This window comes from Actibacterium naphthalenivorans, from assembly GCF_014196965.1.
Taxonomy (GTDB): domain Bacteria; phylum Pseudomonadota; class Alphaproteobacteria; order Rhodobacterales; family Rhodobacteraceae; genus Actibacterium_A; species Actibacterium_A naphthalenivorans.
The window spans coordinates 206,183-231,886 of the sequence record NZ_JACIEQ010000004.1 but is presented as its reverse complement, the minus strand read 5'-3'; the positions used below and the strand labels follow the sequence as shown (position 1 = coordinate 231,886).

Below are 25,704 nucleotides of genomic sequence, written 5' to 3'. Positions count from 1 at the left end.
CGCGCCACCACCAGCACCGCCCCCGGCAGCGTTGCATCGGCGCGCAGGATCAACGGCGCGTCCATCAGCCCGCCTCCGCCACGAACAGCCTTGTGGCCAAGTCTTCTATGTCATGCCGGGCGGCATCCACCACGCTTTCGAACCAGCTCAGCGCCATTGATGCCGGAATGGCCACCGCCATGCCCGCCGCCGTGGTCAGCAGCGCCTCCCATATGCCGCCGGCCAGCGTGGCAGGATCGGCCTGGCTGCCAGCGGATTCCAGCGTCTGGAACGCCTCGATCATGCCCAGCACCGTGCCCAGAAGGCCCAGAAGGGGCGCGATGACCGAGATCAGCTCCAGCGCGCGCAGCCCGCTGCGCGCCTCGGCCAGCAGCGCCCGTGCCACGCGGGTGGTTTCCTCGCGCGCGGCGGCCTGCCCCATGCCGCCCGAAAGCGCGGCCATCGCCGCGCGCACCAGCCGGGCGCGCAGCCCGGCCCGGCCCGCGACCGCCGCGCGCGCCGCGTCACGCTCGCCCGCCTGCCACAGCGCCACCGCCTTTTCGGCCCGCGCGCCCGCCCAGGCGCCCGCCGCCACCAGCCGCCAGAGCTTCCACAGGATCAGCGTCAGCGTCACCACCGACAGCGCCGTGATCGCCCAGATCGCCGGGCCGCCCTTTTGCAGGAATGCAAGCATCTCACTCATTTCACCACCTCCAGTGGCTGAAATACCGGGCCATCAGGCGTTTGCGCGTAATAGGCGCGCACGCCGAACACCTGCGCCAGGTTTTCCGGTGTCAGCACATCGGCGGGCGCGCCATCGGCCACCAGCCGCCCGGCCCCCATCAGCACCAGCCGCGTGCAATGCCGCGCCGCGAGCCCCAGATCGTGAAGCGAGGCGATCACCGCCCGCCCTTCTGCCGCCAGCGCGGCGAAAACCGTCATCGTCATGATCTGATGCGCCGGGTCGAGGCCGGCAATCGGCTCGTCGGCCAGCAACAGCGGCGCGTCCTGCGCCAATGCCCGTGCGATCAGAACCCGCGCCTGTTCGCCCCCCGAAAGCTGCGTGGCGATGCGGCTGCGGAACGCCGCCAGATCCAGCCGCGCCAGCGCCGCGTCAACCGCCGCGCGATCGGCCTCGCGCAGCCGGCCGCCGGGTGCCAGATGCGGCGTGCGGCCGAGCGCGACGAGGGTTTCGACGCTGACGGGCCAAGCGATATCGCGCATTTGCGGCAACCAGGCCGCCTGCCGGGCCCGCGCGGCAGCCGGCAGCGCGGCGACAGAGCTTGTTCCGGTCGCGGGTAACAGGCCAAGGGCGGCGCGCATCAGTGTTGTCTTGCCCGCGCCATTGGGGCCGATCAGGCCGACGCATTCGCCCGCGCCCACGCGCAGCGACACGTCCCGCACCACGGCGCGGTCGCCGCGATGCACGGTCAGGTGATCGAGCGTCAGCAGGCTCACAGCCCCTCCCTCCGGGTCTTGTAGATCAGGTGCAGGAACAGCGGCGCGCCCACCAGCGCGGTCAGCACCCCCAGTTTCAGGTCGCGTCCCGGCGCGATCACCCGCACCGCGATATCGGCGGCCAGCAGCATCGCCGCCCCGCCCAGCGCCGAGGCGGGCAGCAGGCGGCCGGGCCGCGCGCCGACAAGCGGGCGCAACAGATGCGGCACCACCAGCCCGACAAACCCCACCGCCCCGGCCACGGCGACGCCCGCGCCCACGCAGGCGGCCACGCCCAGGATCAGCACCAGCCGCAGACGCGCCAGCCGGATGCCAAGCGCCGCCGCCGCATCCTCGCCCAGGGTCAGCGCGTCCAGCCCCCGGCCCAGCGTGGCCAGCAGCACCCAGCCCAGCGCCATGAAGGGCAGCGCCAGCCAGACATGGGTGAACGACCGGTCGCCGAGCGAGCCCAGCATCCAGAAGATGATCTCCGCCGCCGCATAGGGGTTGGGCGACAGGTTCAGCACCAGCGAGGTCAGCGCCCCGGCAAAGGCCGAAAGCGCGATCCCCGCCAGGATCAGCGTCAGCGACGAGCCGCGCGGCCCCGCCAGCAGCAACAGCAACAGCACCGAAAGCACCGCGCCGGCCAGCGCCATCAGCGGCAGCGCCAGCGCGAAGCTGGCGGCCAGCCCGGTCTGCAGCGCCAGCACCGCCCCCAGCGCGGCCGAGGAGGACACGCCGATCAGCCCCGGCTCGGCCAGCGGGTTGCGCAGATAGCCCTGCATCGCCGCCCCCGACAGGCCCAGCGATGCGCCCAGCATGACCCCCAGCAGCGCGCGCGGCAGCCGGATTTCGCGCATCACCAGAACGGCGGCCTCGCCCCGCCCGGCGAACAGCGCGCCCAGGCTATCGCCCAGCCCCAGCGCGGCGGGGCCGATCAGCAGCGAGGCGGCGAAAAGCACCAGCACGAGCGCGCCCAGCCCGGCGATCAGCGTGCCGTACCTCATCGCCCGTCCTCCAGCGCCTTGCGGGCCGCCACCAGACCTTCGATGGCGCGCAGCACATAGGGCGTACCGCAGACCCAATCGGCATTGGTGGCGGGCGCGTCGGGCACTGCCGCCAGAAGCGGGGCCAGCGCCGGGTGATCCAGCAGCGCCTCGGACCGTGACGCGCCAGGATAACGCGCGCCGGTGATCACCAGATCGGGCCGCAGCATCACCAGCACCTCCAGCGGCAGGGCGCCGCCTGCGGGCACACCCGCCTCGGCGGCGATATTGTCGAAGCCTGCGGCGGCCAGGATTTCGCCCGAAAGCGTGTTGCCGCCGGTGGTATAGCCGTTGGCCGAATACAGCGCCGCGCGCGGCCGGTGGGCCGGATCCGCGCGCAGGGCGGCCAGCCGCGTGTCATAGTCGGCGATCATCGCTTCGGCCCTTGCCTGCTGCCCCAGCACCTGCCCCATCAGGCGCAGATGCCGGCGCACATCGTCAAGCGATCGTTCGGGCGGAAACTCCACCACCTCGATCCCCAGCCGCCGCAGCATCGACACCGCCGCGCGTGAGGTATAGGTGCCCGCCAGCACCAGATCGGGCTTCATCAGGAACACCTCTTCGGCCTGGCCACGGTTGGCGGGAAAGGCCCGCGCCGCGTCGGCCATGGCGGAATTCATCGGATCCTGCGCGAGGAACGAAACCGAGACAAGCTGGCCGGGCGCGGCCAGCAGCATGGCAAGCTGATCGGTGCACAGGTTGAGCGAGACCACCCGCTCCGGCGCCGCGCCCGCAGCCGTGACCGTGGCCGCGCCGAGCACCGCGCAAAACACCGCGCGCAGGACAGCCCGCACGCGGCGAAAAGGCGATTGGCCTACCACCTGGCCCTCAGGCCCAGATAGGCGCTGCGCCCGGCCGCCTCATAACCCCAGACCTCGGAATAATCCTCGTCGGTCAGGTTCTCGATCCGGGCCACCAGCTCGGCCCGGTCGCTAAGCGCATAATGCCCCGAGAGGGTGGCGACGGTGTAGTCGGGCAGCTCCTCGGTGGCATAGGCGCCCCAGTCCTGGGTGTCGAAATTGCCCGCCACATGGCGTAACCCGAGGCTGACGCTGCCGCGCCCGTCGAGCACGGCGAGCGTGGCTTCCAGCCCGACCTGATGCTCGGGGCGGCGCACCTCGACGGTGCCTGTCGCGGTTTCGGCATCGGTGTAGGTATAGCTCAGCGCCATATCCAGCACCGGCGTCACCTCATAGCTGGCCGCCAGTTCCACCCCCCGGCGTTTGGAGGTGCCGTCCAGATTGTCGGCCGAGGTGAAGCTGGGGGTGTAGACGATCTCGTCTTCCAGATCCTCGTGGAAATAGGTCACATCGACCAGACCGCGCCCGCCGGCGAAGGGCAGTTCGATCCCGATGTCGAAGCCGACCGATTCCTCGGGGTTCAGATCGGGGTTGCCGGTGTAGAAACCCGGCGAATAGCCGTAAAGCTCATACATCGAAGGGTTGACCACGGCCTTGCCCGCCGATGTGTGCAGCCGCGCGCCGCTGGCGAAAGCGTAGGAGGCGGCGATGTTCCAGCTTGTCGCATCCTCGAAATCCGAGTTGAAATCGCGCCGCACGCCCGCCTGCACGTTCAGCGCGTCGGTCACCTCGCCCTGATATTCGAGCGCGACCGAATTCATCCGCCGGTCATATTCCGTGCCCCCCGAGGCGCGGCGGAAGGTCAGGTATTCATGCTCGGCCACCGCATTCAGGATATGGCGCGCCTGCCCCAGCGCCGGCGCGTCGAGCGCATAGCTCAGCCTGGCCTGCGCCGCGCGGCGGCTGCTGTCGGATTGCGAGGTCAGAACATCGGCCGGATCGTAGGTCTTCGTGTCGATGTCATTGCCCGAGAAGGTCAGCCGGTTGCGCATCCGCCCGCCCATCGCCTCGGCCTCGGCCCAGACAGAGGCGAAGAGCTCATCCCGGTCGCCGGTATTGTCGGTGTCGACAATATAGCTGTCGGCGTCGGTGGCCGCGTAATTGGTGTCGTCGAAATCGTAGTCCTGGGTGGTGGCGCGCAGGGTGAACCCGGCCTCGATCCCCGAGGCGAAGGCGGTGCGCCCGGTCAGGTTGATCGTGCTGCGGGTGCTGCTGTCATCGTCGCCGCCGTCGTCGCCCGAAACGTCATAGCCGCCGTCATGGCGCGACTGGACGGAAAAGTTCAGCTCCCCTGCCGCGCCGCGCGTGCGCAGGGCGAAATCGGCGCCATAGGTACCATCCGTGCCCGCGACCGTGCCGGCCTCATAGCTGGTGCCCGGCTGCGCGGCGCGTTTGGTGATGATCGAGATCACCCCGGTCATCGCATTGGCGCCGTAAAGCACCGATTGCGGGCCGCGCAGCAGTTCGATCCGTTCGATATCGGCAGTCTGGAGCCCCGAGAAGTAATATTCGCCATTGTCGCCCGCCGTGGCCGCGACCCCGTCGATCAGCACCAGCACATGGTTGCCCTCGCCGCCGCGAATGCGGACCTGGGTGTTATAGGGGTCGGTCTGGCTGACGGCGACGCCCGGCAGGGTGCGGATCGCCTCTTGCACGGTGCGCAGGCCCTTTTGCTCCATCTCTTCGCCGGTCAGGATGGAGTAGGAGCGGCCATAGGTCTGCGCCTCGATCGGGGTGAAGCCGCCCGAGGCCACGATCCTGTCCAGCACGATCACGTCCTGCGCGGCGGCGGCCGCCGGAATGGTGGCGGCCAGAACGGCCCCGGCGGTGATGAGTTTATGCGTCATTGTCTTGCCCTCGTCCAACGCGCGGGTCTTTGCCCGGCGCCTGCAGTCATGGTGTCCTTGGAAAGGGCGTGACCCCGCCGCAGACGGTGAAAACGTCACCTCTGCGGACAGACCGCTTCCGACACGCGCCCCGCGCCCCGGAAAGGGTGATCACCTCGGCAGGTCTCCTGGCTCGCGGGTCTGGGCTCGGCTGGCCTTCCCGGGGGCATCGGCCCCAGTGGCATTGTCAGCCTCGCTCTCCGCCTACAGTTGCGGGGGCAGCCGCGGATTGGCCCGAAGGCATCACCGCGTTCCCTTTTCATCCGCCCCGAAGGGCAGAACCGAAGTGGCCCCGTGATTAGCGCAATGAAAGGAAGAGTCAAACGCCAAATCCCCGACCGGCGCGAAAAGCGGCGCCGGGGGCGGGCTACAGAACCCGCTGGCCGCCCCGCCAGACCGCAGCGATATGGTTGCGCCCGTCGCGGCGGTGGATACGCAGCAGATCGGCCCGCTGACCGGGTGCGATCTCGCCCCGGTCGGTCAGCCCGGCCAGGCGCGCCGGCGCGCGGCTGACCATCGCGATCATCTGCGGCAGATCCTGCGGCAGCGCCGGGTCCTCGGCGATGGCGAAGGCCGCGTCGATCGGGCTGCGCGGCACGTAGTCGGAAGCCAGAACATCGACCAGCCCGGCGGCCATCAGCTCCGCCACCGCCACATTGCCCGATTGCGAGCCGCCGCGCAGATAGTTCGGCGCGCCGGCCACGATGATCTGCCCAAGGGCGCGGGCGCGTTCGGCGGCCTCGACCGTGCAGGGAAACTCCGACACCGCAATGCCCTCGGCATGGGATTGCTCCACATGCGCCAGCGTCCGGTCGTCATGGGTCATCAGCGGCAGGCGTCGCGCGGCGGCGGCGGCCACCACATGGGCGCGCACCTGTGCCCCCACGCGGGCCGAGCGGGCGAAAAGCTCTTCGCGCCGTTCCGCCATCTCTTCGGTGCCGAGCTTCATCTCGCGCGCCATGCGTTCTGTCCAGTGATCGACATCCAGGCTCTGACGGTCGCCCGGCGTGTGATCCATGACCGAGGCCAGCCGCGTGATCGGCCGGCCGATATTGGCATCGACCAGCGCCATCGTGTCGGGGTCGCTGATCTCGCAGCGCATGTGCAGGAAATGTTCGGCCCGGAACAGCCCGCGCGCCACGCCCTGCTCCAGCGCCTCGACCAGCGGGCCCAGAATTTCGCGCCGCTCGGGGCGTTTCATCGAGGCGCCGACCGACAGGCTGTCGAATACGGTCGTGGTGCCGGCGCCGATCACCACCATGTCATGGGCCATCAGCGCATTCAGAAAGTCCCACATCACCGACGCGCGGGGAAAGACATGGGTTTCCACGTGATCGGTGTGGATGTCGACCACGCCGGGGGTGAGATAGGCCCCGCCGCAATCAATGCCGTCGGCCGGACCTTCGCGCAACTCGGCGATCAGCCCCTGCTCGACCGAGACGGAGCCTTGCAGCACCCGGTCGCCGGTCACGATACGGGCGTTGGTCAGGCGGAAGCTGGCGGGGGAAATGTGATCGAACATCGAAACTCCTGGCTTAGTCCTCGGCCATCGGGCCCTTGTGGCCCGCGGCACGGCGGCGGGCGCAGAAATCACTGTCGGAACAGACGAACATCTTGCCGCCCCTGTCGTCCAGAAGGATTTCATCCTGATAGACCCCCACCGCGCCGCACAGCCCGCAGGGATCGGGAAAATGCTGTGGCGTGAAGGGGTGATCCTCGAAATCGAGGCTCTTGACCTCGGTATAGGGCGGTACCGCATAGATCCGCCGCTCGCGCCCCGCCCCGAAAAGCTGCAGCGCGGGCATGCCCGTCATCTTCGGATTGTCGAACCGCGGAATCGGCGTGGGCGACATCACATAGCGCCCGCCGACCAGCACCGGATAGGAATGGTTTATGGTGATGCGCCCGGTCTGGGCCACGCTTTCGTAGAGCTTCAGATGCATCAGCCCGTATTCGCCCCAGGCGTGGATCTTGCGGCATTCGGTCTCGCGCGGTTCCAGCCCGCGCATCGGTTCGGGCTGGGGCACCTGCAGCACAATCACCTGATCTTCGGTCAGCGGCTCTTCGGGAATGCGGTGACGGGTCTGGATCAGGGTGGCCGCAGATGTCTTGTCGGTGGTCTGCACATCGGCCACCCTGGCAAAGAAGCGGCGGATATTGACCGCGTTGGTGGTGTCGTCGGCGCCCTGGTCGATCACCTTCAGCCGGTCGGCGGGCGTGATCATGGACGCGGTGATCTGCATCCCGCCGGTGCCCCAGCCATAGGGGATGGGCATTTCGCGGCTGCCGAAGGGTACCTGATAGCCGGGGATCGCCACCGCCTTGAGCAGCGCCCGGCGCACCATGCGCTTGGTGCCTTCATCGAGATAGCCGTAGTTGTAACGTCGGGACGGGGCGCTCATCGGCATGTGTTTGACCCATTCGTTCGGGGGGCGGATTTTCTGCGAAAATCCGATGCCTCCGGCGGGGATATTTCTGGAAAGATGAAAGGGGGAACGATCACAGCAGGCCTTCGTGTTGCAGGCGCTCGCGAAGCCCGTCCGCGCCGGTGTAGTGATGCGCCTTCATCCCCACCGCCTGTGCCCCGGCGACATTGGCCGCGCTGTCATCGACGAACAGGCAATCGCCGGCATCCAGCGCGTTGCGCGCAAGCAGGCGCCGGTAGATTTCGGGATCCGGTTTCAGCACCGCCTCGGCACCCGAGATGCAGACATCCCTGAACCGCGCCATGAAGCCGTGGGTGCGGGCCACGATCCGGGCCGTTTCCACCGAGGCGTTGGTGAGCGCATAGAGCGGCACGGCGCGTTCCGCCAGCTGTTCGAGCAGGGCGACGGTTTGGGGGATCGTTTCGGCATGGGCGGCGGCAAGCCCTTCGTAATAGGCGCGGAAAAGGCGCGCGTCCTGCGGTGTGGCCGCGGCGGCTATCCCGTCTTCCCAGCTTCGGCCACGGTCCTGTTCGCGGTTCCAGGCGGAAAAACCCGCGCGTTGCAACGCCTCCTCGAGGTCGGAGGGTGATGCGAACAGCGGGGCGAGCGCCGCCTCGGGGCGCCAGCGGATCAGGACATTGCCGATATCGAAGATCACGGCGTTCATTGCGATGCCTCCTGCCGCTCGGCGCGCATCTCGCGCAGCATCTTAAGTTCGGCCTGGAAATCGACGTAATGCGGCAGTTTCAGGTGCTGCACGAAACCCGAGCTTTCAACGTTGTCGCTGTGGTACAAAACGAACTCCTCGTCCTGGGCGGGGTATTTGCGTGGTTCGGCGAATTCATCGGCGCGCAGGGCGCGGTCGATCAGCGCCATCGACATCGCCTTGCGTTCGGAATGGCCGAAGACCAGCCCGTATCCGCGCGTGAACCGGGGGTTTTCGCCCGAGGCGCCCTTGATCGAGGTGATCATCTGGCTTTCGGTCACCGTGACCTCGCCGATGTCGATGACAAAGCCAAGTTCCTCCGGCACCACCTCGACCGGCACCTCGCCTGCCCGTATCTCGCCCGCGTAGGGGTGGTTCGACCCGAACCCGCGCTGGGTGGAATAGGCCAGCCCCAGCAGGAACCCCTCGTCGCCGCGCGCGAGGTTTTGCAGGCGGGTGTCGCGGCCGGCGGGAAAGCCCAGGGGCTGGCGCGTCAGATCGCCCGGCGCGGGGTCGCCCTCGGGGGGCAACGCCGGTTCCATGAAGCCTTCGTTCGCCACCAGATCGGGGACGCGGGGCATATGGGCATCGACGGGCGTACCGGCGCGGGCGGCTGGCGCGCGGGGGCCATCCTGCATCAGATCGAAATCGAGCATCCGGTGGGTGTAGTCATAGGACGGGCCCAGCACCTGCCCGCCCGGCAGATCCTTGTAGGTGGCCGAGATGCGACGGCGGATCGCCATCCGCGCGGTATCCAGCGGGGGCGCGGTGGCGAACTGTTCCAGCGTGGTGCGATAGGCGCGCAGCAGGAAGGCGGCCTCGGTGGCGTCGCCCTGCGCCTGTTTCAGGGCCAGCGCGGCCAGATCGGGATCGTAGAGCGAGCCTTCGGCCATCACCCGGTCGACCGCGCGAGCCTGTTGCTGGCGGATCTGGGCGATGGTCAGTTCGGGGGTGGCGGGATCGCCGCGCCGCTCTTCCGCGACCATGCCGAGCGAATTGAGGATCGCCTCTTCGCCGCCCTTGACGGGAACATAGGCCATTCACGTGCTCCTTGCGCCGGCGTGCCGGGCCATGGTGAAGAATTCAACCTTGGTGGCGGCGGCGGCGCGGGCGCGATCGTCGCGCGCGGCGCGTTGCGCGGCCTGCTGCGGGGTGATCAGCCGGGCCATCAGCGCCGCGCCCGAAGGCCCCTGCAGCGCCGCGTCGCACAGCGCCATCAGCTCTGCCCGGCGGGGGAAATGGCCCAGGACATAGCCCACGCCGATCTGCTCGCCCGCGCGGCAGGTCGCGCGCGTGACCGTGGCCTGACCCAGTGAAAACCGCTGACCGGTGCCGCCGGCGCGCCCCTCGAGCATCACCATGCCGATCCCGGCGGGACGGATCCAGACCACGGGGCCGGTTGTCACCCCGCTCAGCGCCGCCTCCATTGCCGCCTGCGGCGCGCGCGCCAGAACCGCCAGCCAATCCGCGCGCGCCATCATTTCTTCTTGGTCCATTTCATCGTCGCCTCCCAGGCCACCGTGAACGGCTCTTGCGCCCGTTCGGCGGCGCAGATCTGCTGCAGCTCGTCCATCACGAAGCCCAGCCCCTTCTGGCGCACCACCGTCGAGGTGGTCGAGCGGGTGAGGTAAAGGTCGATCAACTGGCGGCAGGTCATCCGGTTATGCCAGTTTTCGGTGCGGGATTTCGGGGATTTGAATGCGGTCAGCGCCGCCAGTTCCCGCACCGAGGGTTCCTTGCGTTTCTCGCGCTGTTCGAAATCGCCGATCTCGTGATTGTGCCGGGCCAGAAACGCATCGAACTTGCGGATCAGCGGATCGGGCTTGCGGCGGTTGCGGACAATGGCCATCACCCCGTCGGGGATCAGCACGCGGGCGGCCTCGGCATAGAAGCGGTCGCGGTCGAACCAGTGAAAGGCGGTGCAGGCGACCACCAGGCTGGCGGATTTGTCGGGCACCGACAGATGCTCGCCGCTGGCGTCCAGCACCTGCACGTTCGGCACGGCGCGAAACCGGCGGGACAGCACCCGGCGCATGTCGGCGCCCGGTTCGACCGCGATGATCAGCCATTTGGGCCCCAGCGCATCCAGCAGATGCCGGGTGGAGATGCCGGTGCCCGCGCCCACGTCGATGGCGCAGCGCACACCCTCGGGCATCTCTCCGGCCAGCGCCTCGAAAAGCTGCGGCGGATAGCCCGGGCGATAGACATCATAGGCTTCGGCCAGCCCGTCGAACCGCTGGGCGTTCTCCCTCATGGCGTGACCCCTTCGGTGCCATAGGCCACACGCCCGCCCGACAGTGTCAGCCGCACCGCGGGCAGATGCCCCTCGGGCCAGTCGAGCAGCAGCAGGTCGGCGCGTTTGCCCGGCGCGATCTCGCCCCGGTCGGTCAGGCCGGACGCGGCGGCGGGGTTGGACGACACGGTCTTCCACAGATCGTGCAGCGAACCGCGCCCGTCGGCGAGCATCCGGGCCACGGCGGCCAGCATCGCAGGATAGAAGTAATCCGAAGCCAGAATATCGCACAGCCCGCGCTCCACCATTTCCCCCGCCGAGGGCGAACCGATATGCGAGCCGCCGCGCATCACATTGGGCGCGCCGAAGATGATCGCGTCGCCCCCCTCGCGCGCCGCCTGCGCCACCTCGACCGTCATCGGGAATTCGGCGATCCGGGCGCCGAGGTCGCGATAATAGGCGCGGGTTTCCACCTGCGTGTCGTCATGGCTGAGCATCGGCGCCGCCCGTCCGCGCCCGGCCCCGGCCACGCGGCGGATGGTGGCGTCCACCTCTCTGCGCCGCTCCCAGATCTGGCCGAGATGGGCGATATATTCATCCGTCGTCAGCCCGGCGCGCTTGGCATTGCCGGCGGTGCGCTGGCGCAGCCGGTCATCATCCAGCGCGGCGATGGTGTAATCCGGCGACTGTTCGAACCGGCGCTGCTGGATCGGCACGTCGAAGGCACGCATCGACATCGAGGTGTGATCATTGAACGCAACAGAGGGCAGGAGCGGGCCGGCCAGTGCCCGCTCGATCAGATCCAGCGCCTCGAAGGCGAAGGTTTCCCACCGAAGCTGCACCCGGTTTTCCACGGTCAGGCGCGGGGCCAGCGCGGCCAGCGCATCGATGAATTCCGCCCCGCGCCCGACCGACCGCAGCCCCGGCTCCCAGCTCAGGGTCAGCGCGTGATAGGCGGTGGCGATGCCGTTGACCGCCAGATGCCGGTCGGTTTCCAGCACCGCGGCCTCTGTCGGGAAGAACACGTTGGGGCGCGGCATCACCTGCCGTTCGAACGCGTCGCCATGCACATCGACCAGCGCGGGCGCCAGCACCAGCCCGCGCGCGTCGATCACCCGCGCGCCGTCGGCGGGGGTGTCGAGCCCGGTGACGCGCCCGCCCTCGACCCGGACAGACACACGCTCGACCCCGCCGGGCAGGATCGCCCGGGCGCCCTCTATCTGAATTGCCATCACAGCCGTTCCATCAGCAGGTGCCAGTGGAAAGAGCCGGGCGTGTCATGCTCCCGGTCCTCCAGCCGCCAGAACTCGAAGGCGCCGAACAGCTCCGCCAGTTCGCGCCCGGTGCAGAAATAGTGCGGATGCGCCTTGTCGCCGCCGCCCTCGAACACCCAGGTGTTGCGCGAAATCTCGCGCCCCGGCGCCTTGGCCAGCTCCAGCGGCACCCGGCGCTTCGACAGCATGGTGCCCTGAAACGTGCCGCCCGGCCGCAGCACCCGTGCGATTTCGGCGATAGCGGTCTTCAGCACGCCCTCGTCGCCGTGATAGATCACGTTCCACGACAGGACATGGTCGAACGATCCGTCGGCGAAGGGCAGTTCGGTCATCATTCCCAGACGGGCGTCGATGGTCAGCCCTTCGCGCGCGGCGGCGGCGGTGATCGCGGAAATCCCGTCCGGCGCGGCGTCCAGCGCAGCCACGTTCAGCCCCGCCCGGGCATAGGCCAGCGCATGCCGCCCGACCCCGGCGCCAAGATCCAGCACCCGCGCGCCCGCGGGCAGGGTCGCGGCAAAGCTCAGCACTTCCGGCTCGGCCTGCTCCCATTTCGAGGTGCCATCGGCCTTGGCCCATTCGTCGTTCCAGTGTTGGTACGCGGTATCGGTCGTCATCTTTCCACACCTATGATTTTCCTGCGGGCCAGAACGCCCAGTTGCTCCACCCCGATCACCACCACCGCGATCATCAGGATCACGGTCAGCGCGGTGGGATAGTCGAACAGATCGAACCCCACCTTCAGTTCGATGCCGATGCCGCCCGCGCCCACCAGCCCGAGGATGGTGGAGGAGCGCACGGCCTTTTCCAGCGCATAGAGCGAGGTCGAGATGAAGGCGGGCATGGCGGCGGGGATGACGGCGCAGGCGGCGATGTCGATGCGGCGCGCGCCGGTGGCGGTCAGCGCCTCGGCCGGGCCCTTGTCGACGCCTTCCATGTCATCGGCGAAGAACCGGCCGCAAAACCCCAGCGTATCCACCACGATGGCCAGCATCCCGGCAAATGGGCCAAGCCCCACCGCCACCACGAACACCAGCGCCCAGGCAATGTCGGGCACCGCGCGGAAAAAGCCCAGCACGATGCGCACCACGCTGTTGACCACCGGCCCCGCGATCAGCCCGCGCGCCGCCAGCATCGCCACCGGCACCGAAAGCAGCACCCCCAGCACCGCGCCCGCCAGCGCGATCTGCAGGGTTTCGACCATCTTCAGGCTCAGCCGGCCCAGGTTATGGGTCGAGGGCGGCCAGCTGCGCGACATGAAATCGGCCAGCGCGGGGGGCGAGCGCATCAGCCTGTCGGCCGACCAGCCCGCCCCCTGAAAGGACCACAGGATCAACAGCACCGCCGCGCCATAGCCCAGGAAGGCCAGCGCCGAGGGGCGTTCGAAACGGGCGGGAATGGTCCGGTCAGTCATATAGCCCCCGAAGATCGGCGATTTTCAGATCCCGCGCCGGGGCGTTCAGCCGCAGCTGCCCGCGCGCCAGCCCCAGCACCCTGTCGCCATAGCTGAGCGCATGGCTCATGTTGTGCGAGATGAAGATGACGGTCACGCCCTCGCGGCGCACAAGGCTGAAGAACAGGGCCATCACCTCTTCGCCCGCCGCCGGATCAAGCGATGCGGTCGGTTCATCGGCGATCAGCAGGCGCGGCCGGCCGACCAGCGCGCGCGCGATCGCCACCCGCTGCGACTGTCCGCCCGACAGACGGTCGGCGCGGCGGTGGGCGAAATCGGCCATCGACACTTTTTCCAGCGCGGCCATTGCCGCGTCGCGCGCCTCGGCCGGGGCCAGCATGTGGGTCCAGTAGCGCGGCCCGGCGCCCTGCCCCAGCAGCCCGTGAATGACGTTGGACAGCACCGACAGGCGCGGCACCAGATTGTGTTTCTGCGCCACCAGCCCGGTCTGCGCCCGCAGCCCGCGCATCTGCGCGGTGGCGCCGGGGCCGATGCGGGTGCCCAGAATATCCACCGTGCCCCGCGTCGGCGCGATCAGGCCAAGGGCACAGCGCAGCAGCGTCGACTTGCCGGTGCCGTTGGCCCCCACCAGCGCCACCGCCTCGCCCCGCGCGACGGAAAAGGAAACGTCGGTAAACACCGGCGCGGCGGGGCCGTAGGCCTTGGTCAGCCCCGCCACAGCCAGATCATGGCTGAGGACCGGGGCCGAAACCCCGATCTTCCGATCAAGCGGCATGCGCCTATTCGCCGATGAAGTTGTCGAACTGCGGATAGCCCGCATTCCGGTACATCGCGCGCACCTTGTCATAGGCGGCATCGTTGATCGCCACCAGATCCATGCCGATATACTTGTCGTTCTCTTCATGGGCGGTGATGCCGGCGATCACGGCCGTCTTGTGGTCCAGGATGCCGGTCTTCACCTTTTCGGCCGCCTCGGCGGGCACATGGGCGGCCACGACGATCATGTCATTGGGCAGATCGCCCGAACGCGCGATGATCTTGAAGAAGCCGTAGGGCAGCTCTGTTTCCTTGGCGCGCACACCCATCCAGGAATTGGCGTTGGTGCCGATGGCGGCCACGTCGCCGGCCTTCAGCGCCTCATGGGCGATGTTGCGCGAGGTGTGGATCTTGTCGATGTCCTTCACCGGATCGACGCCGTAATCGGCCATCAGCTGCATCGGGCACAGCATGTTCGAGGTCGAGCCGATGTCGCCGAAGGCAACCTTCTTGCCCTTGAGATCGGCGGGCACGTTGATGCCGCTGTCGGCGCGCACCACGATGGCGCAGTGATAATCCGGGCGGCCAAGGCCGATCAGCGGCGTGGCGTCTGTCAACTTGTTGATGACGATGTATTCGGCCGGGCCGGTGATGACGAAATCGACCGACTTGTTGCGCAGCGCCTCGGCGGCGGCGGTGCGCGAGTTCACGGCGAAGAATTCAAAGCTTTCGCCGGTGGCCTGCTCGAGCGCGGCCTTGAACGGGCCCCATTCGGTTTGCAGACGCTCCAGCCCCTCGACGTCGGTGACGGCGAGCTTCCAGGTTTCGGCGGCGGCGGAGAAGGCGGAAAAGGCGGCCAGGGCGGTGCCCAGGACAAGGTGTTTCAGGCGCATGAGAGCACTCCAGATGGCTAGGGACAAGCGCGTTGGAGGCTAGTGGCCGCGCGTAACGGCAGGTTCTCGGTTTTATGATGGGTGGATCACGTTCGGGCGACGAAAATATGACGCCGCCCGCCGCGTCATGGCATTTTTCGGGGCTGTAACTTTGATAAAATCAATATTCCACAGCAGGTTATTGAACAAAGCTCATCCATCCGCCCAAGGGGTGCAGGCGTTTTCACCCGCCCGTCCGGTGCAGAATCCGATGCCCGCGGCAGAGTCCGGCGGCCGCGCCGGAACAGGCGCGCAGGGGCGGCGCGATGAGATTTCCGCCCGCCCGGAAAACGGGCATCTGCGGCTAAGCTTTTGAAAACCGTCATGTCACACCTGCGGCCGTCACGCCCGCGTCATATCAGCGTTTTGCAAATTTCACCGCAGCGACAGGCGCCGGTTACTTGCCGGTCCGATGGTTTGCGCCATGTCACAACACGCACTCACTCTTTCGGGTCTGACCAAAACCTTCGGCGACACCAACGCCGTGCACAACGTCAGCCTCGAGATCGAACCGGGCCAGTTCGTCGGCGTCATCGGCCGTTCGGGCGCGGGCAAATCCACCCTGCTGCGCCTGCTCAACCGGCTGATCGACCCCTCGGACGGCTCCGTCAGCTTCGGCGGGCAGGAGATCACCGCGCTCCGGGGCCGAGCCCTGCGCCAGTGGCGCGCCGATTGCGCGATGATCTTTCAGCAGTTCAACCTCGTCGACCGGCTGGATGTGCTGACCAACGTGCTGATCGGGCGGCTGGCGCATCACGGGTTCCTGTCGTCGATGACCATGAATTTCTCCGACGTCGAACGCACGATGGCGATTCAGGCGCTGGACCGGCTTGATCTGGTGCCGCAGGCGCTGCAACGCGCCGGAACGCTTTCAGGCGGCCAGCAGCAGCGCGTGGCCATCGCCAAGGCGCTGGTACAACAGCCCCGGATCATGCTGGCCGACGAACCCATCGCCAGCCTCGACCCCGCCAATGCCACCAAGGTGATGGACGCGCTGGCCGCGATCAACAGCGAAGACGGGCTGACCGTTCTGGTCAACCTGCACACGCTGGACACCGCGCGCGCCTATTGCGACCGGATCATCGCCATGCGCGCGGGCCGGGTTATGTTCGACGGCACCGCCGCGCAGCTGACCGACGGTGTGGTGCGCGACATCTACGGCACCGAAGGGCTGATGGAATTCAACGAGGCCGTCACCTCTACCGCCGCACGGCCGCATGTGACGGCCTGACCACCAAACCGCAAAACAGGGAGTACCCCCATGCGTCTTCTGCTCACCACCGCCCTGGCCACCCTGGTCGCCCTGCCCGCACTCGCCGAGGGCTGGAAGGACGATTACAAGGTCATCAAGTTCGGCATCCTGTCTGGCGAGAACGAGAAAGACCGGATCCAGCGCTACACCCCGTTCGAGAAATACCTCGAGAAAGAACTGGGCGTGGACGTGGAAATCTTCACCGCCGGCTCCTATGACGGCGTGATCCAGGCCATGGCCGCCGATCAGATCGAATTCGCCTTCTTCGGTTCGTCGTCCTATGCCGCCGCCTATACCGAAACCAATGGCGGCGTGAAGCCGCTGCTGACCCGTCAGCAGAAAGATGGCTCCACCGGCTATTACTCCATCGTCGTCACCCGCTGCGACAGCGGCCTGACCTCGCTGGACGATCTGAAGGGCAAGGTTCACGCCTTCGCCGACCCCGACAGCACCTCTGGCTATGCCGTGCCCTATTTCAACATGGCCAAGCAGGGCTATGAGCCGAAAGAGCATTTCAAGGCGATCCCCTTCTCCGGCTCGCACGAAGCCGGTGTTCAGGGTGTCGTCAACGGCACGTTCGACAGCGCCTCGACCTACATGACCAACGAAACCTCGGGCGTGATCGCGCGCATGGTGTCCAAGGGGATGATCGACGAAGGCGTCGCCTGCCCGATCTGGAAATCGCCGGAAATCACCTCGGGCCCGCTGGCCGCGCGCACCAACCTGCCCGACGATCTGGTCGAGGCGATGACCGCCGCCGTCGAAACGGTGCCGGAAAAAGATCACAACGCCTTTGTCGAGATGACGGGTGGGGAGTCCTCTACCCAGAAGGGCTGGGTCCGCGTCGATCACGAGCGCTATCAGTGGATCGTCGACATGCGCGACTGGCTGAAGAAACAGCGCCGTTCCTCGTAACGCTCAAGGACAGACGGGCGGCCCGGAACCGGGCCGCCCGCCTCTTTTTCACATGACACTCACCGCCGACACCCTGCCGCCCATCGCGGCCTTCGACCGCGACTTCGCGCTTCAGCGCCGCCGTGCCCGCATCGGCTGGGCCGTGGGATCGATGCTGTTCTTCGCCGCCTTCCTGCTCTCGGCGCAGCTGAGCGATTTCTTCAAGGTCACACAGGTGACCCTGCCCGACGGCACCCGCGCCGACCGCTGGATCGTTCCGGCCGGCATCCCGCGCCTGGGCGAATATGTCGCCAAGACCATCCCCACCCTGCGGCTCGACAGTTTCTGGGCCGATTTCGGCGAATGGTTCTGGCGCTGGAAGATCTGGCTGCGGCTGCTGGTGGAAACCGTGCTGATCGCCTTCATGGCCACGTCGCTGGGCGTGATCGGCGGCTTTGCGCTGTCTTTTCCCGCCGCGCGCAACCTGGCGCCCAACACATGGGTGCTGTGGTTCTCGCGGCGCTATCTGGAGATCGCGCGCACCGTGCCCGATCTGGTCTGGGCGCTGATCTTCGTCTTCTGCTTTTCGGTCGGCCCCCTGGCCGGTGTGCTGGCGATCGCGGTGCACGCGACCGGCGCGCTTGGCAAGCTCTACTCCGAGGTCAACGAAAACATCGACATGCGCCCGCTGGAAGGCGTCAAGGCCGCCGGCGGATCATGGTTCGACCAGATCCGCTATGGCGCGGTGCCGCAGGTGCTGCCCAACATCATCAGCTACACATTGCTGCGGTTCGAGATCAACGTGCGTTCATCCTCGATCATCGGCTATGTCGGCGCCGGCGGGCTGGGCCAGGAATTCCGCGAGGCGATGAGCCTGCAGGAATACACCGATCTTTCGGCGCTGTTCCTGATCATCTTCCTGACCGTGATCGCCATCGACTATGGCTCGGAAAAGCTGCGCCACCGCATCATCGACATGGGACAGTCCGCATGACCGTAACCGCTGCTCAGATCGCCGCCGCCCGGGCCGAATTGCCGCTGGCCTTTCAGGCGCCGCTGCCGGTGCGCATCCGCCGCTATGCGCTCTGGGCGCTTTTCATCGGCCTGTTCGGCTGGTGCTTCTACGCTTTCGATTTTTCACCCGAACGGATCTGGACAGGGCTTGGCCGTCTGGGCCGGGTGATCAGCTTCATGTTCCCGCCGCATGTCTGGAAAAGCTGGGAGGCGTTCTCGGAAATCCTAAAGGGGCTGGGCGAAACCCTGTCGATGGCCTTTCTCGGCACGCTGCTGGGCGCGGTCATCGCCTTTCCGCTGTCGTTTCTGGGGGCCAAGAACATCAACCGGATGAACGCCCTGCGCCTTGGCACCCGGCGCGGCTATGACATCATCCGCGCCTTCGAGGTGCTGATCCTGGCGCTGATCTTCATCCGCGCCTTCGGCCTGGGGCCCCTGCCCGGCGTTCTGGCCATCGCGGTCAGCGAAATCGGCACCTTCGCCAAGCTCTTTTCCGAAGCAATCGAGAACACGTCCAGAAAACCGGTCGAGGGCGTCGTCGCCTCGGGCGGATCGCGGGTGCAATCGGTGCGCTTTGGCGTGATGCCACAGGTGATGCCGGTGATCCTGTCGATCGTGCTCTACAATTTCGAATCCAACGTCCGCTCCGGCACCATTCTGGGCATCGTCGGCGCCGGCGGCATCGGGTTTCTGCTGTCCGACCGCATCGCCGCCTACAGATGGGACGAAGCCTGGTCGATCATCTTCCTGATCATCCTGATGGTCTATGCCATCGACTGGGCATCGGGCCTGCTCCGCGCCCGGTTCATCGGCAAATGGGAAGGCGCGCGGTGAGCGGCGCAGGCACCAAAGCACCGCTCACAGAGGCCCCCACGATCCACCCCGGGGCGCACGTGACCGAGTGCACCCTCGGCGCCTGGACAGAGGTCGGCCGCGGCACCGTGATGAAACAGGCCGAGATGGGCGATTACTCCTACATCACCCAGGATTGCCACGTGGTCTGGAGCACGATCGGCAAGTTCTGCTCGATCGCCAACCAGACCCGGCTCAACCCCGGCAACCACCCCACCTGGCGCGCCTGCCAGCACCATTCGGTCTACCGGTCGCAGGCCTACGGGCTGGGCGAGGACGATCACGGTTTCTTCGCCTGGCGCCGCGACGACTGGGTGACGCTGGGCCATGACGTGTGGCTCGGTCACGGGGTGACGGTGACTGCGGGCGTGACCATCGGCACCGGCGCCGTGGTCGGGGCGGGCGCGGTGGTCACGCGCGACGTGGCGCCCTATACCATCACCGGCGGCGTGCCCGCCCGCCCCATCCGCCGCCGGTTTTCCGAGGCCCAGGCCGAGGCGCTGCTGGACATCGCCTGGTGGGATTGGCCCCGGGATCGATTTGCGAATGCCCTGCCCGATATCCGCGCGCTCGGGATCGACGATTTCATTTCGGCCTGCCGCAATGGCACCCTCTGACGCCAGCCCATTGCGCGGGCGCTCGCCCCATGCGAAACCCGCAGCCATGCAACCCGATCCGCCCTCTCCCGGCTCCAGCACGCCGCGCAAACTCATCGACGGCAGCCTGATCTTCATCACCGCCCTCGCCGTTGCCGGCGGCGCCGGGGTTTGGTGGCTGAAAGGCGGCGACAAGTTCCGGGAGATCCTTCTGATCGAAACCGGCTTCGCCGTGATGCTGCTGCCGAAAATCCTGGCTGGCATCCTCATCGCCTCCTGCCTGCCCCTGCTGATGTCGCAGCGCCGTATCCAGGCGCTGATCGGCCCCGAAAGCGGGCTGCGCGGGCTGATGATCGCCACGCTCGCCGGTGTGGTGATCCCCGGCGGGCCCAGCGTGACCTACCCGCTGACCCTCGGCCTGATGTCCGCCGGCGCCGATCTGGGCGCGGGGGTCGCGCTGGTGTCGGGCTGGGTGCTGGTGGGGCTGAACCGCACGCTGATCTGGGAGCTGTCCTTCCTGCCGCCGGAATTCGTCGCCCTGCGCGTGGCCCTGTCGCTGCCCGCGCCGGTGCTGATCGGATGGGCCGTCCGGCGCTACATCAACGGTGCAGCACGATGAACATCCTGATCGGAACCATCCTGCTCTGGGCGCTGGCGCTTTTGATGCTGCGCCGCCTGAAGACACAGGCACCCGAAAGCCTGCCCGCGGTCTATGCCCGCGGCAAATCCACCTTCCTGTTCATGGTCCCCCGCATCTTCATAGGCTTGATCGGTGCGGGCTTCCTGGCGGAACTTCTGCCGGTGGATCAGATCGATCGCTATTTCGGAGCAAACTCGGGCCTCGCGGGTGTGCTGCTGGCCACGCTGTTCGGCGCCGCGACACCGGGCGGCCCCTTCGTGGCCTTCGCGATCGGCGCGGCCGCACTGAAGGCGGGCGCGGGCTGGGCGCCGCTGATCGCCTATGTCACATCATGGTCGGTGATGAACCTGAACCGTTCGATCGCCTATGAACTTCCCTTCATGGGCCGCCGCTTCCTGTTGTTCCGCAGCGCGGCCTCTCTGCCGCTTCCCATTCTGCTGGGGGCATGGCTTCTGCTGTTCTGACGAAGCGCCTTCATCTTTCCCGAAATATCCCCGCCGGAGGCAAGAAAACCAAGGTCCGGACAGAAACATTCTTGCCTCCGGCGGGGATATTTCCCGAAAGATGAAAGGGTCAGCGGCTTTCTCCCGCCAACCCTGTCAGGATCGGGCAATCCGGGCGGTGATCACCCGCACAGGCGGAAATCAGGTCGGACAGTGTGGCGCGCATCGACCGAAGCTCCGCGATCTTGCTGTCGATCTGCTCCAGATGTTTCTGCGCGATGCGTTTGACATCGCCGCTGGCCCGGCCCTTGTCGGCATAGAGCGTCAGAAGCGCGCGGCATTCCTCGATCGTGAACCCGAGCGACCGGGCGCGGGCAAGGAAGCGCAGATTGTGCACATCCGTCTGTGAAAAATCGCGATACCCGTTGGCGCCCCTGCCGGGGGTGATCAGCCCGATCTCTTCGTAATAGCGGATGGTCTTTGCCGGAAGGCCCGCCCGGGTGGCGGCCTGGCTGATATTCATGCCGCGCCCCTGACGAACCGCAGCCGCAGCGCGTTCGACACCACGAAGACCGAAGACAGCGCCATGGCCGCGGCCGCCAGAATCGGTGACAACAGCGGCCCGCCGAAGATGGCCAGCACCCCCGCCGCGACCGGGATCAGCAGCACGTTGTAGCCGAAGGCCCAGAACAGGTTCTGCCGGATGTTGCCCATGGTGCGGCGGCTGATTTCCAGCGCGTTGACCACGCCCGCCACATCGCCCGACATCAGCACCACATCCGCCGCCTCGATCGCCACATCGGTTCCGGTGCCGATGGCGATGCCGATGTCGGCGCGGGCCAGCGCCGGCGCGTCGTTGATGCCATCGCCCACGAAGGCCAGGCGGCCATGCGCCATCAGCTCTTCGACAGCGGCGACCTTGCCTTCGGGCAGAACCTCGGCCACCACATGGTCGATGCCCAGATCGGCGGCGATGGCATTGGCCGTGGCCTGCGCGTCGCCCGTGATCATCGCGGTTTTCACCCCGCGCGCGTGCAGCGCGGCGATGGCGGCCCTGGCCGAGGGTTTCACCGGGTCCGACACGCCGATCACCGCCGCCGCGCGCCCGTCGATCGCCGCGTAGACCGGGGTCGCGCCCGTCCGGGCCAGTTCCGCGCCCTTCGCCGACAGCGCCCCCAGCGCGATGCCTTCCCGCGCCATCAGCCGTTCGGCGCCGACCAGCACCGCGGCCCCGCCCACTGTCGCGCGCAGGCCGAAGCCCGGCAGCGCCTGAAACCCTTCTGCGGGCGGGGCGGCCTCGGGCCCCGCCTCTGCCACGATGGCCCGTGCGATGGGATGTTCGGAAAACGCCTCGGCCGCGGCGACCCGGGCCAGCACATCCGCCCGTTCGACCCCCTCGGCCACGGTGATCGAGGTCAGCGCGGGGCAGCCTTCGGTCAGCGTGCCTGTCTTGTCGAAGGCGATCACGCGCACGGATTGCAACGCCTGCAGCGCGTCGCCGCGCCGGAACAGCACGCCGAGTTCCGCCGCGCGCCCGGTCCCGACCATGATCGACGTCGGCGTCGCCAGGCCCATGGCGCAGGGGCAGGCGATGATCAGCACCGAAACGCCCGACACCAGCGCCAGCGCCAGCGCGGGCTGCGGGCCGAACACCAGCCATGCCAGAACGGTCAGCAGCGCCGCGGCCAGAACCGCCGGCACGAACCAGGCGGTGATCCGGTCGACCATCCCCTGGATCGGCAGTTTCGCGCCCTGGGCCTGTTGCACCATCGCGATGATCCGGGCCAGCACCGTATCACGCCCCACGCGCGTGGCGCGGAAGGTCAGCGCGCCCTGCCCGTTGATCGTGCCACCGGTCAGCGGGTCGCCGGGGCCTTTTTCAACCGGCAGCGGCTCGCCGGTGATCATCGCCTCGTCAACGAAGGACTGCCCCTCGGTCACCTCGCCATCGGTCGCCACCCGCTCGCCGGGCCGCAACTGGATCAGGTCGCCCACGCGGATCGCCTCTATCGGGCGCTCTTCGGGGCCGTTCGCGCCGATCACGCGCGCGGTGTCGGGGCGCAGCCCCATCAGCGCGCGGATGGCGGAGCCGGTGCGGCCCTTGGCCCGTGCCTCGAGCATCCGGCCCAGCAGGATCAGCGTGACGATCACCGCCGCCGCCTCGAAATAGACATTGCGCGTGCCCTCGGGCAGCACGGAGGGCGCGAAGGTGGCCAGGGTGGAATAGGCCCAGGCGGCCGAGGTGCCCAGCACCACCAGCGAATTCATGTCGGGCGCGCGGCGCAGCAGCAGCGGCACGCCCTTGCGGAAGAACCGCTGGCCGGGCCAGGCCAGGACCAGCGTGGTCAGGGCGAACTGGATCACATTCGCGGCCGTGTGGCCGATGGTCTGTCCGATGAAGGCATGAAACGCCGGGAACAGGTGGCCGCCCATGGCGAGGATCACCACCGGCAGGGTCAGCCCGGCGGCGATCAGAAGATCGCGGCGCAGGGCCTGCGCCTCGGCCTCCTGCCGGTCTTCGGCGGGGGCGTCGCCGGCCTGTTCGGGCACGGCCTCATAGCCCGCCGCGGAAACGGCGGCGGCAACGGCGGCGGCATCGCCCCCCGCCATCTGCACCCGAAGCTGCCCCGAGGCCAGGTTCATTGAGGCGCCCAGAACCCCCGGCTCGGCCAGCGCCGCCTTTTCGATGCGGCCCACGCAGGACGCGCAGCTGGCGCCGCTGACATTGAATACCGCCTCTTGCGTATCCACGCCGAAGCCCGCGTTCTTCACGGCCTCCAGCACGGTATCCAGTGGGCCGGTATAGGACACTTCGGCGGTTTCCGAGGCGAGGTTCACCGATGCCTGCTCCACCTCCGGCACGGCGGCCAGCGCGGTTTCGGCGCGGCGCACGCAAGAGGCGCAGTTCAGTCCTTCGATGCGGAAACGGGTGGTTTGCATGGCGCTCATGGCCGGGCTCCTTTTCAGGTCCTGCCGAAGATAGTGCTTCCAGTTACTGGAAGGTCAAGGGTCGCCACGGGACAATTCGCGCTCAGACCGGAAGGAACGCGCCGTTCTGATCGGCGATGAAGCGTTGCACCCGCTGGCTGGCCGCGCTCAGCTCGACATCCGAACGGTGCAGCAGGAACCATTGCCGCACGATGGGCAGCCCTTCGATGTTCAGTTCGACAAGGCGCCCGGCGCGCAGCTCCTCGGTGACCGTGTGGCGCGAGATCAGCGCGATGCCGAGCCCCGCGATGACCGCCTGCTTGATGGTCTCGTTGGTGCCGATCTCGACGATCTTGTAGGTCGTGCCCTGCCCCACGCGATCCAGATACCGCACCATCAGGATACGCGTGCCCGAACCTTCCTCGCGCGCCAGAAAGGTTTCGTTCATCAGCGCGTCGGGCGGGACCATCCCCGGCCCTGCCAGCGGGTGGTCGGGCGGCGCGATCAGCACGTGCGGGTGCGGGCCCAGCGGCAGGGAGGACACGGCGGGGCTGCGCGGCGGGCGGCCCATGATCGCCATGTCGATGGAACCGTTCTGCAGCCATGCGACAACGCTGTCGCGGTTGCCGACCTTCATCTGCACCTCGATTTTCGGATAGACCGCCTGCAGCCGCGCCACCAGCGCCGGCGCAAAATATTTGCCGGTGGACACGATGCCCAGCACCACCAGCCCTTCCATCCCGCTGTTGAGGGCGCGCACATGCCCGGCGCAGGAGGCCAGCGTGGCCTCGATCACCTGCGCGGCCGACAGCACGGTCTGGCCCTGACGGGTGAGCTGCGCCCCGCCGCTGGCGCTGCGGTGCAGCAGTTTGCTGGCGAAATTCTCCTCCAGCAGGCGCAGCTGGGTATGCACCGCCGGCGGGGTCAGGCCCAGCGCCTCGGCCGCCTGCGTTATCGAGCCGCAGGCCGCCACGGCCCCCAGCGCACGTAACTGCTTGAAAGTAACCGCTTCGGGCTTGGTCATTAGATTTTCCTTAATGCGAATTACAGCTTATTAAATTCTATAATCTGAATGAGTCTGGGATAGCAAGATTGTTGCGCACTCCGGTGCCAGATTCGGGAGGAAATTATGCAGACTGTGATTCCGATTGGAAAATCGGAGCATGTCCCCACTGCGCTCCGGCCGCTTATCGTGGCGCTGGCCGAGGTCGGCGCGGAACTGGCGCGCACCATTCAGCGGGGTCCGCTGGGCGGCGCGCTGGGGCAAGAGGTCGGCACCAATCTGGGCGGCGACGGACAAAAGGCGCTGGACATCATGGCCGATGCCGCCTTTGCCGCGCGGCTGAAACTCGCCTCGGTGCGCTGGTACGCCTCCGAAGAGCAGGACGAGGTGATCGAGCTTGATCCCGCCGGCCGCTACGCGCTGGCCATCGACCCGCTCGACGGATCATCGAACATCGATGTGAACGTGTCGATCGGCACCATCTTTTCGGTGTTCGAGGCCAAGGACGGCGCCGATGAAAGCGTGCTGCGCCCGGCGACCGAGCAGATCGCGGGCGGCTATATCATCTATGGACCGCAGACGATGCTGGTGGTCACCTTCGGCGACGGCACGCAGGAATACCTGCTGGACCCCGACAGCCGCGAGTGGCTGCTGATCAACCCGGCGGTGCGCGTGCCCGACACCTCGCGCGAGTTCGCGATCAACGCCTCGAACTATCGCCACTGGCCGCAGCCGATACGCGCCTATATCGACGATTGCATCGCTGGCGAGGAAGGCCCGCGCGCGCAGAATTTCAACATGCGCTGGGTGGCGTCTCTGGTGGCCGAAACCCACCGCATCCTGACCCGTGGCGGGGTGTTTCTCTATCCGGGCGATGCCCGCGAAGGCTATGCGATGGGCCGCCTGCGCATGGTCTATGAATGCGCCCCCATCGCCTTTGTGATGGAGCAGGCCGGCGGCGGCGCCACCGACGGGCATGACCGGATCATGGGCAAGACCGCCGAAACCCTGCATGCCCGCACCCCGTTCGTGTTCGGCTCGCCCGAAAAAGTCGCCCGTGTCGCTGCCTATTTCGATCTGCCCGAACAGGAGGTCTCTGCCCTGTTCGGCGCCCGCGGCCTGTTCCGCGTCTGAGG

27 protein-coding genes and 1 riboswitch are annotated in these 25,704 nt (G+C 67.5%); of the genes, 8 read left to right on the top strand and 19 right to left on the bottom strand.

The features are described from left to right. Positions 1-64: 64 nt before the first annotated feature. The 16 genes from GGR17_RS14910 to GGR17_RS14835 all read right to left on the bottom strand — a co-directional run bounded on the left by GGR17_RS14910 (position 65) and on the right by GGR17_RS14835 (position 14,907). Positions 65-682, bottom strand: a complete 618-nt coding sequence (locus tag GGR17_RS14910; RefSeq protein WP_054539207.1) for a MotA/TolQ/ExbB proton channel family protein — start codon at positions 680-682, stop codon at positions 65-67. After that, complete coding sequence (locus tag GGR17_RS14905; RefSeq protein ID WP_054539208.1) at positions 679-1,437, bottom strand: ABC transporter ATP-binding protein; 759 nt, start codon at positions 1,435-1,437, stop codon at positions 679-681. Before GGR17_RS14905 ends, GGR17_RS14910 begins: the two co-directional genes overlap by 4 nt. Continuing rightward, entirely contained in the window at positions 1,434-2,423 is a 990-nt protein-coding gene (locus GGR17_RS14900) for a FecCD family ABC transporter permease (RefSeq protein ID WP_037210690.1), read from the bottom strand. The genes GGR17_RS14905 and GGR17_RS14900 overlap by 4 nt, the downstream gene beginning before the upstream one ends. Further along, positions 2,420-3,256 carry an ABC transporter substrate-binding protein gene (locus GGR17_RS14895; protein WP_054539209.1) on the bottom strand — a complete coding sequence of 279 codons (837 nt, stop codon included), beginning with the start codon at positions 3,254-3,256 and terminating at the stop codon, positions 2,420-2,422. The genes GGR17_RS14900 and GGR17_RS14895 overlap by 4 nt, the downstream gene beginning before the upstream one ends. Positions 3,257-3,276: 20 nt before the next feature. Then, positions 3,277-5,169 carry a TonB-dependent receptor plug domain-containing protein gene (locus GGR17_RS14890; protein WP_054539210.1) on the bottom strand — a complete coding sequence of 631 codons (1,893 nt, stop codon included), beginning with the start codon at positions 5,167-5,169 and terminating at the stop codon, positions 3,277-3,279. Positions 5,170-5,309: 140 nt separating this feature from the next. After that, positions 5,310-5,509, bottom strand: a riboswitch (cobalamin riboswitch). Positions 5,510-5,575: 66 nt separating this feature from the next. Further along, the gene (locus GGR17_RS14885; RefSeq protein ID WP_054539211.1) at positions 5,576-6,730 is read right to left on the bottom strand and encodes an alpha-D-ribose 1-methylphosphonate 5-triphosphate diphosphatase; all 1,155 of its coding nucleotides are present in this window, start codon (positions 6,728-6,730) and stop codon (positions 5,576-5,578) included. 13 nt (positions 6,731-6,743) lie between these two features. Beyond that, positions 6,744-7,610 (bottom strand): alpha-D-ribose 1-methylphosphonate 5-phosphate C-P-lyase PhnJ, encoded by an 867-nt coding sequence (locus GGR17_RS14880; RefSeq protein WP_054540411.1) that lies wholly within the window; start codon positions 7,608-7,610, stop codon positions 6,744-6,746. A gap of 97 nt (positions 7,611-7,707) precedes the next feature. Beyond that, positions 7,708-8,301 carry an HAD family hydrolase gene (locus GGR17_RS14875; RefSeq protein ID WP_054539212.1) on the bottom strand — a complete coding sequence of 198 codons (594 nt, stop codon included), beginning with the start codon at positions 8,299-8,301 and terminating at the stop codon, positions 7,708-7,710. After that, a complete protein-coding gene (locus tag GGR17_RS14870; RefSeq protein ID WP_054539213.1) occupies positions 8,298-9,380 on the bottom strand; it encodes a carbon-phosphorus lyase complex subunit PhnI in 1,083 nt (360 codons plus the stop codon). Before GGR17_RS14870 ends, GGR17_RS14875 begins: the two co-directional genes overlap by 4 nt. Then, the gene (gene phnG / locus GGR17_RS14865) at positions 9,381-9,836 is read right to left on the bottom strand and encodes a phosphonate C-P lyase system protein PhnG (protein ID WP_054539214.1); all 456 of its coding nucleotides are present in this window, start codon (positions 9,834-9,836) and stop codon (positions 9,381-9,383) included. Next, the gene (locus GGR17_RS14860) at positions 9,818-10,594 is read right to left on the bottom strand and encodes a class I SAM-dependent methyltransferase (RefSeq protein ID WP_054539215.1); all 777 of its coding nucleotides are present in this window, start codon (positions 10,592-10,594) and stop codon (positions 9,818-9,820) included. The genes phnG and GGR17_RS14860 overlap by 19 nt, the downstream gene beginning before the upstream one ends. Next, positions 10,591-11,805, bottom strand: coding sequence for an alpha-D-ribose 1-methylphosphonate 5-triphosphate diphosphatase (locus tag GGR17_RS14855; RefSeq protein ID WP_054539216.1), 1,215 nt, complete (start codon positions 11,803-11,805; stop codon positions 10,591-10,593). Before GGR17_RS14855 ends, GGR17_RS14860 begins: the two co-directional genes overlap by 4 nt. Beyond that, positions 11,805-12,461: a class I SAM-dependent methyltransferase gene (locus tag GGR17_RS14850; RefSeq protein WP_054539217.1), complete on the bottom strand. Its 657-nt coding sequence runs from the start codon at positions 12,459-12,461 to the stop codon at positions 11,805-11,807. Before GGR17_RS14850 ends, GGR17_RS14855 begins: the two co-directional genes overlap by 1 nt. After that, positions 12,458-13,258 (bottom strand): phosphonate ABC transporter, permease protein PhnE, encoded by an 801-nt coding sequence (gene phnE, locus GGR17_RS14845; RefSeq protein ID WP_054539218.1) that lies wholly within the window; start codon positions 13,256-13,258, stop codon positions 12,458-12,460. Before phnE (GGR17_RS14845) ends, GGR17_RS14850 begins: the two co-directional genes overlap by 4 nt. After that, positions 13,251-14,033, bottom strand: coding sequence for a phosphonate ABC transporter ATP-binding protein (locus GGR17_RS14840; protein WP_054539219.1), 783 nt, complete (start codon positions 14,031-14,033; stop codon positions 13,251-13,253). The genes phnE (GGR17_RS14845) and GGR17_RS14840 overlap by 8 nt, the downstream gene beginning before the upstream one ends. Positions 14,034-14,037: 4 nt before the next feature. Further along, positions 14,038-14,907: a phosphate/phosphite/phosphonate ABC transporter substrate-binding protein gene (locus GGR17_RS14835; protein WP_054539220.1), complete on the bottom strand. Its 870-nt coding sequence runs from the start codon at positions 14,905-14,907 to the stop codon at positions 14,038-14,040. 463 nt (positions 14,908-15,370) lie between these two features. Here GGR17_RS14835 and phnC point away from each other — a divergent pair, with 463 nt between their 5' ends. Genes phnC through GGR17_RS14800 form a run of 7 tightly spaced genes read left to right on the top strand, consistent with a single transcriptional unit; the run spans position 15,371 to position 20,658 of the window. Next, positions 15,371-16,177, top strand: a complete 807-nt coding sequence (gene phnC / locus GGR17_RS14830) for a phosphonate ABC transporter ATP-binding protein (protein WP_054539221.1) — start codon at positions 15,371-15,373, stop codon at positions 16,175-16,177. 30 nt (positions 16,178-16,207) lie between these two features. Continuing rightward, positions 16,208-17,113 (top strand): phosphonate ABC transporter substrate-binding protein, encoded by a 906-nt coding sequence (gene phnD, locus GGR17_RS14825; RefSeq protein ID WP_054539222.1) that lies wholly within the window; start codon positions 16,208-16,210, stop codon positions 17,111-17,113. Between the two features lie 52 nt (positions 17,114-17,165). Beyond that, a complete protein-coding gene (gene phnE, locus GGR17_RS14820) occupies positions 17,166-18,086 on the top strand; it encodes a phosphonate ABC transporter, permease protein PhnE (RefSeq protein WP_054539223.1) in 921 nt (306 codons plus the stop codon). Beyond that, complete coding sequence (gene phnE / locus GGR17_RS14815; RefSeq protein ID WP_054539224.1) at positions 18,083-18,940, top strand: phosphonate ABC transporter, permease protein PhnE; 858 nt, start codon at positions 18,083-18,085, stop codon at positions 18,938-18,940. Before phnE (GGR17_RS14820) ends, phnE (GGR17_RS14815) begins: the two co-directional genes overlap by 4 nt. Next, positions 18,922-19,575 (top strand): LbetaH domain-containing protein, encoded by a 654-nt coding sequence (locus GGR17_RS14810; protein ID WP_054539225.1) that lies wholly within the window; start codon positions 18,922-18,924, stop codon positions 19,573-19,575. The genes phnE (GGR17_RS14815) and GGR17_RS14810 overlap by 19 nt, the downstream gene beginning before the upstream one ends. Before the next feature lie 46 nt (positions 19,576-19,621). Continuing rightward, the gene (locus GGR17_RS14805; RefSeq protein ID WP_054539226.1) at positions 19,622-20,173 is read left to right on the top strand and encodes a permease; all 552 of its coding nucleotides are present in this window, start codon (positions 19,622-19,624) and stop codon (positions 20,171-20,173) included. Beyond that, positions 20,170-20,658, top strand: a complete 489-nt coding sequence (locus GGR17_RS14800) for a hypothetical protein (protein WP_054539227.1) — start codon at positions 20,170-20,172, stop codon at positions 20,656-20,658. The genes GGR17_RS14805 and GGR17_RS14800 overlap by 4 nt, the downstream gene beginning before the upstream one ends. A 109-nt stretch (positions 20,659-20,767) precedes the next feature. On the opposite strand, the gene cueR is transcribed toward GGR17_RS14800, so the two are convergent. From cueR to cbbR, 3 genes are all read right to left on the bottom strand, one after another. Further along, a complete protein-coding gene (gene cueR, locus GGR17_RS14795) occupies positions 20,768-21,160 on the bottom strand; it encodes a Cu(I)-responsive transcriptional regulator (protein ID WP_054539228.1) in 393 nt (130 codons plus the stop codon). Beyond that, complete coding sequence (locus GGR17_RS14790; RefSeq protein ID WP_054539229.1) at positions 21,157-23,586, bottom strand: heavy metal translocating P-type ATPase; 2,430 nt, start codon at positions 23,584-23,586, stop codon at positions 21,157-21,159. Before GGR17_RS14790 ends, cueR begins: the two co-directional genes overlap by 4 nt. Before the next feature lie 82 nt (positions 23,587-23,668). Continuing rightward, complete coding sequence (gene cbbR, locus GGR17_RS14785) at positions 23,669-24,589, bottom strand: LysR family regulator CbbR (RefSeq protein ID WP_054539230.1); 921 nt, start codon at positions 24,587-24,589, stop codon at positions 23,669-23,671. 105 nt (positions 24,590-24,694) lie between these two features. Here cbbR and GGR17_RS14780 point away from each other — a divergent pair, with 105 nt between their 5' ends. Then, positions 24,695-25,702 (top strand): class 1 fructose-bisphosphatase, encoded by a 1,008-nt coding sequence (locus tag GGR17_RS14780; RefSeq protein WP_054539231.1) that lies wholly within the window; start codon positions 24,695-24,697, stop codon positions 25,700-25,702. Positions 25,703-25,704 lie beyond the last annotated feature (2 nt).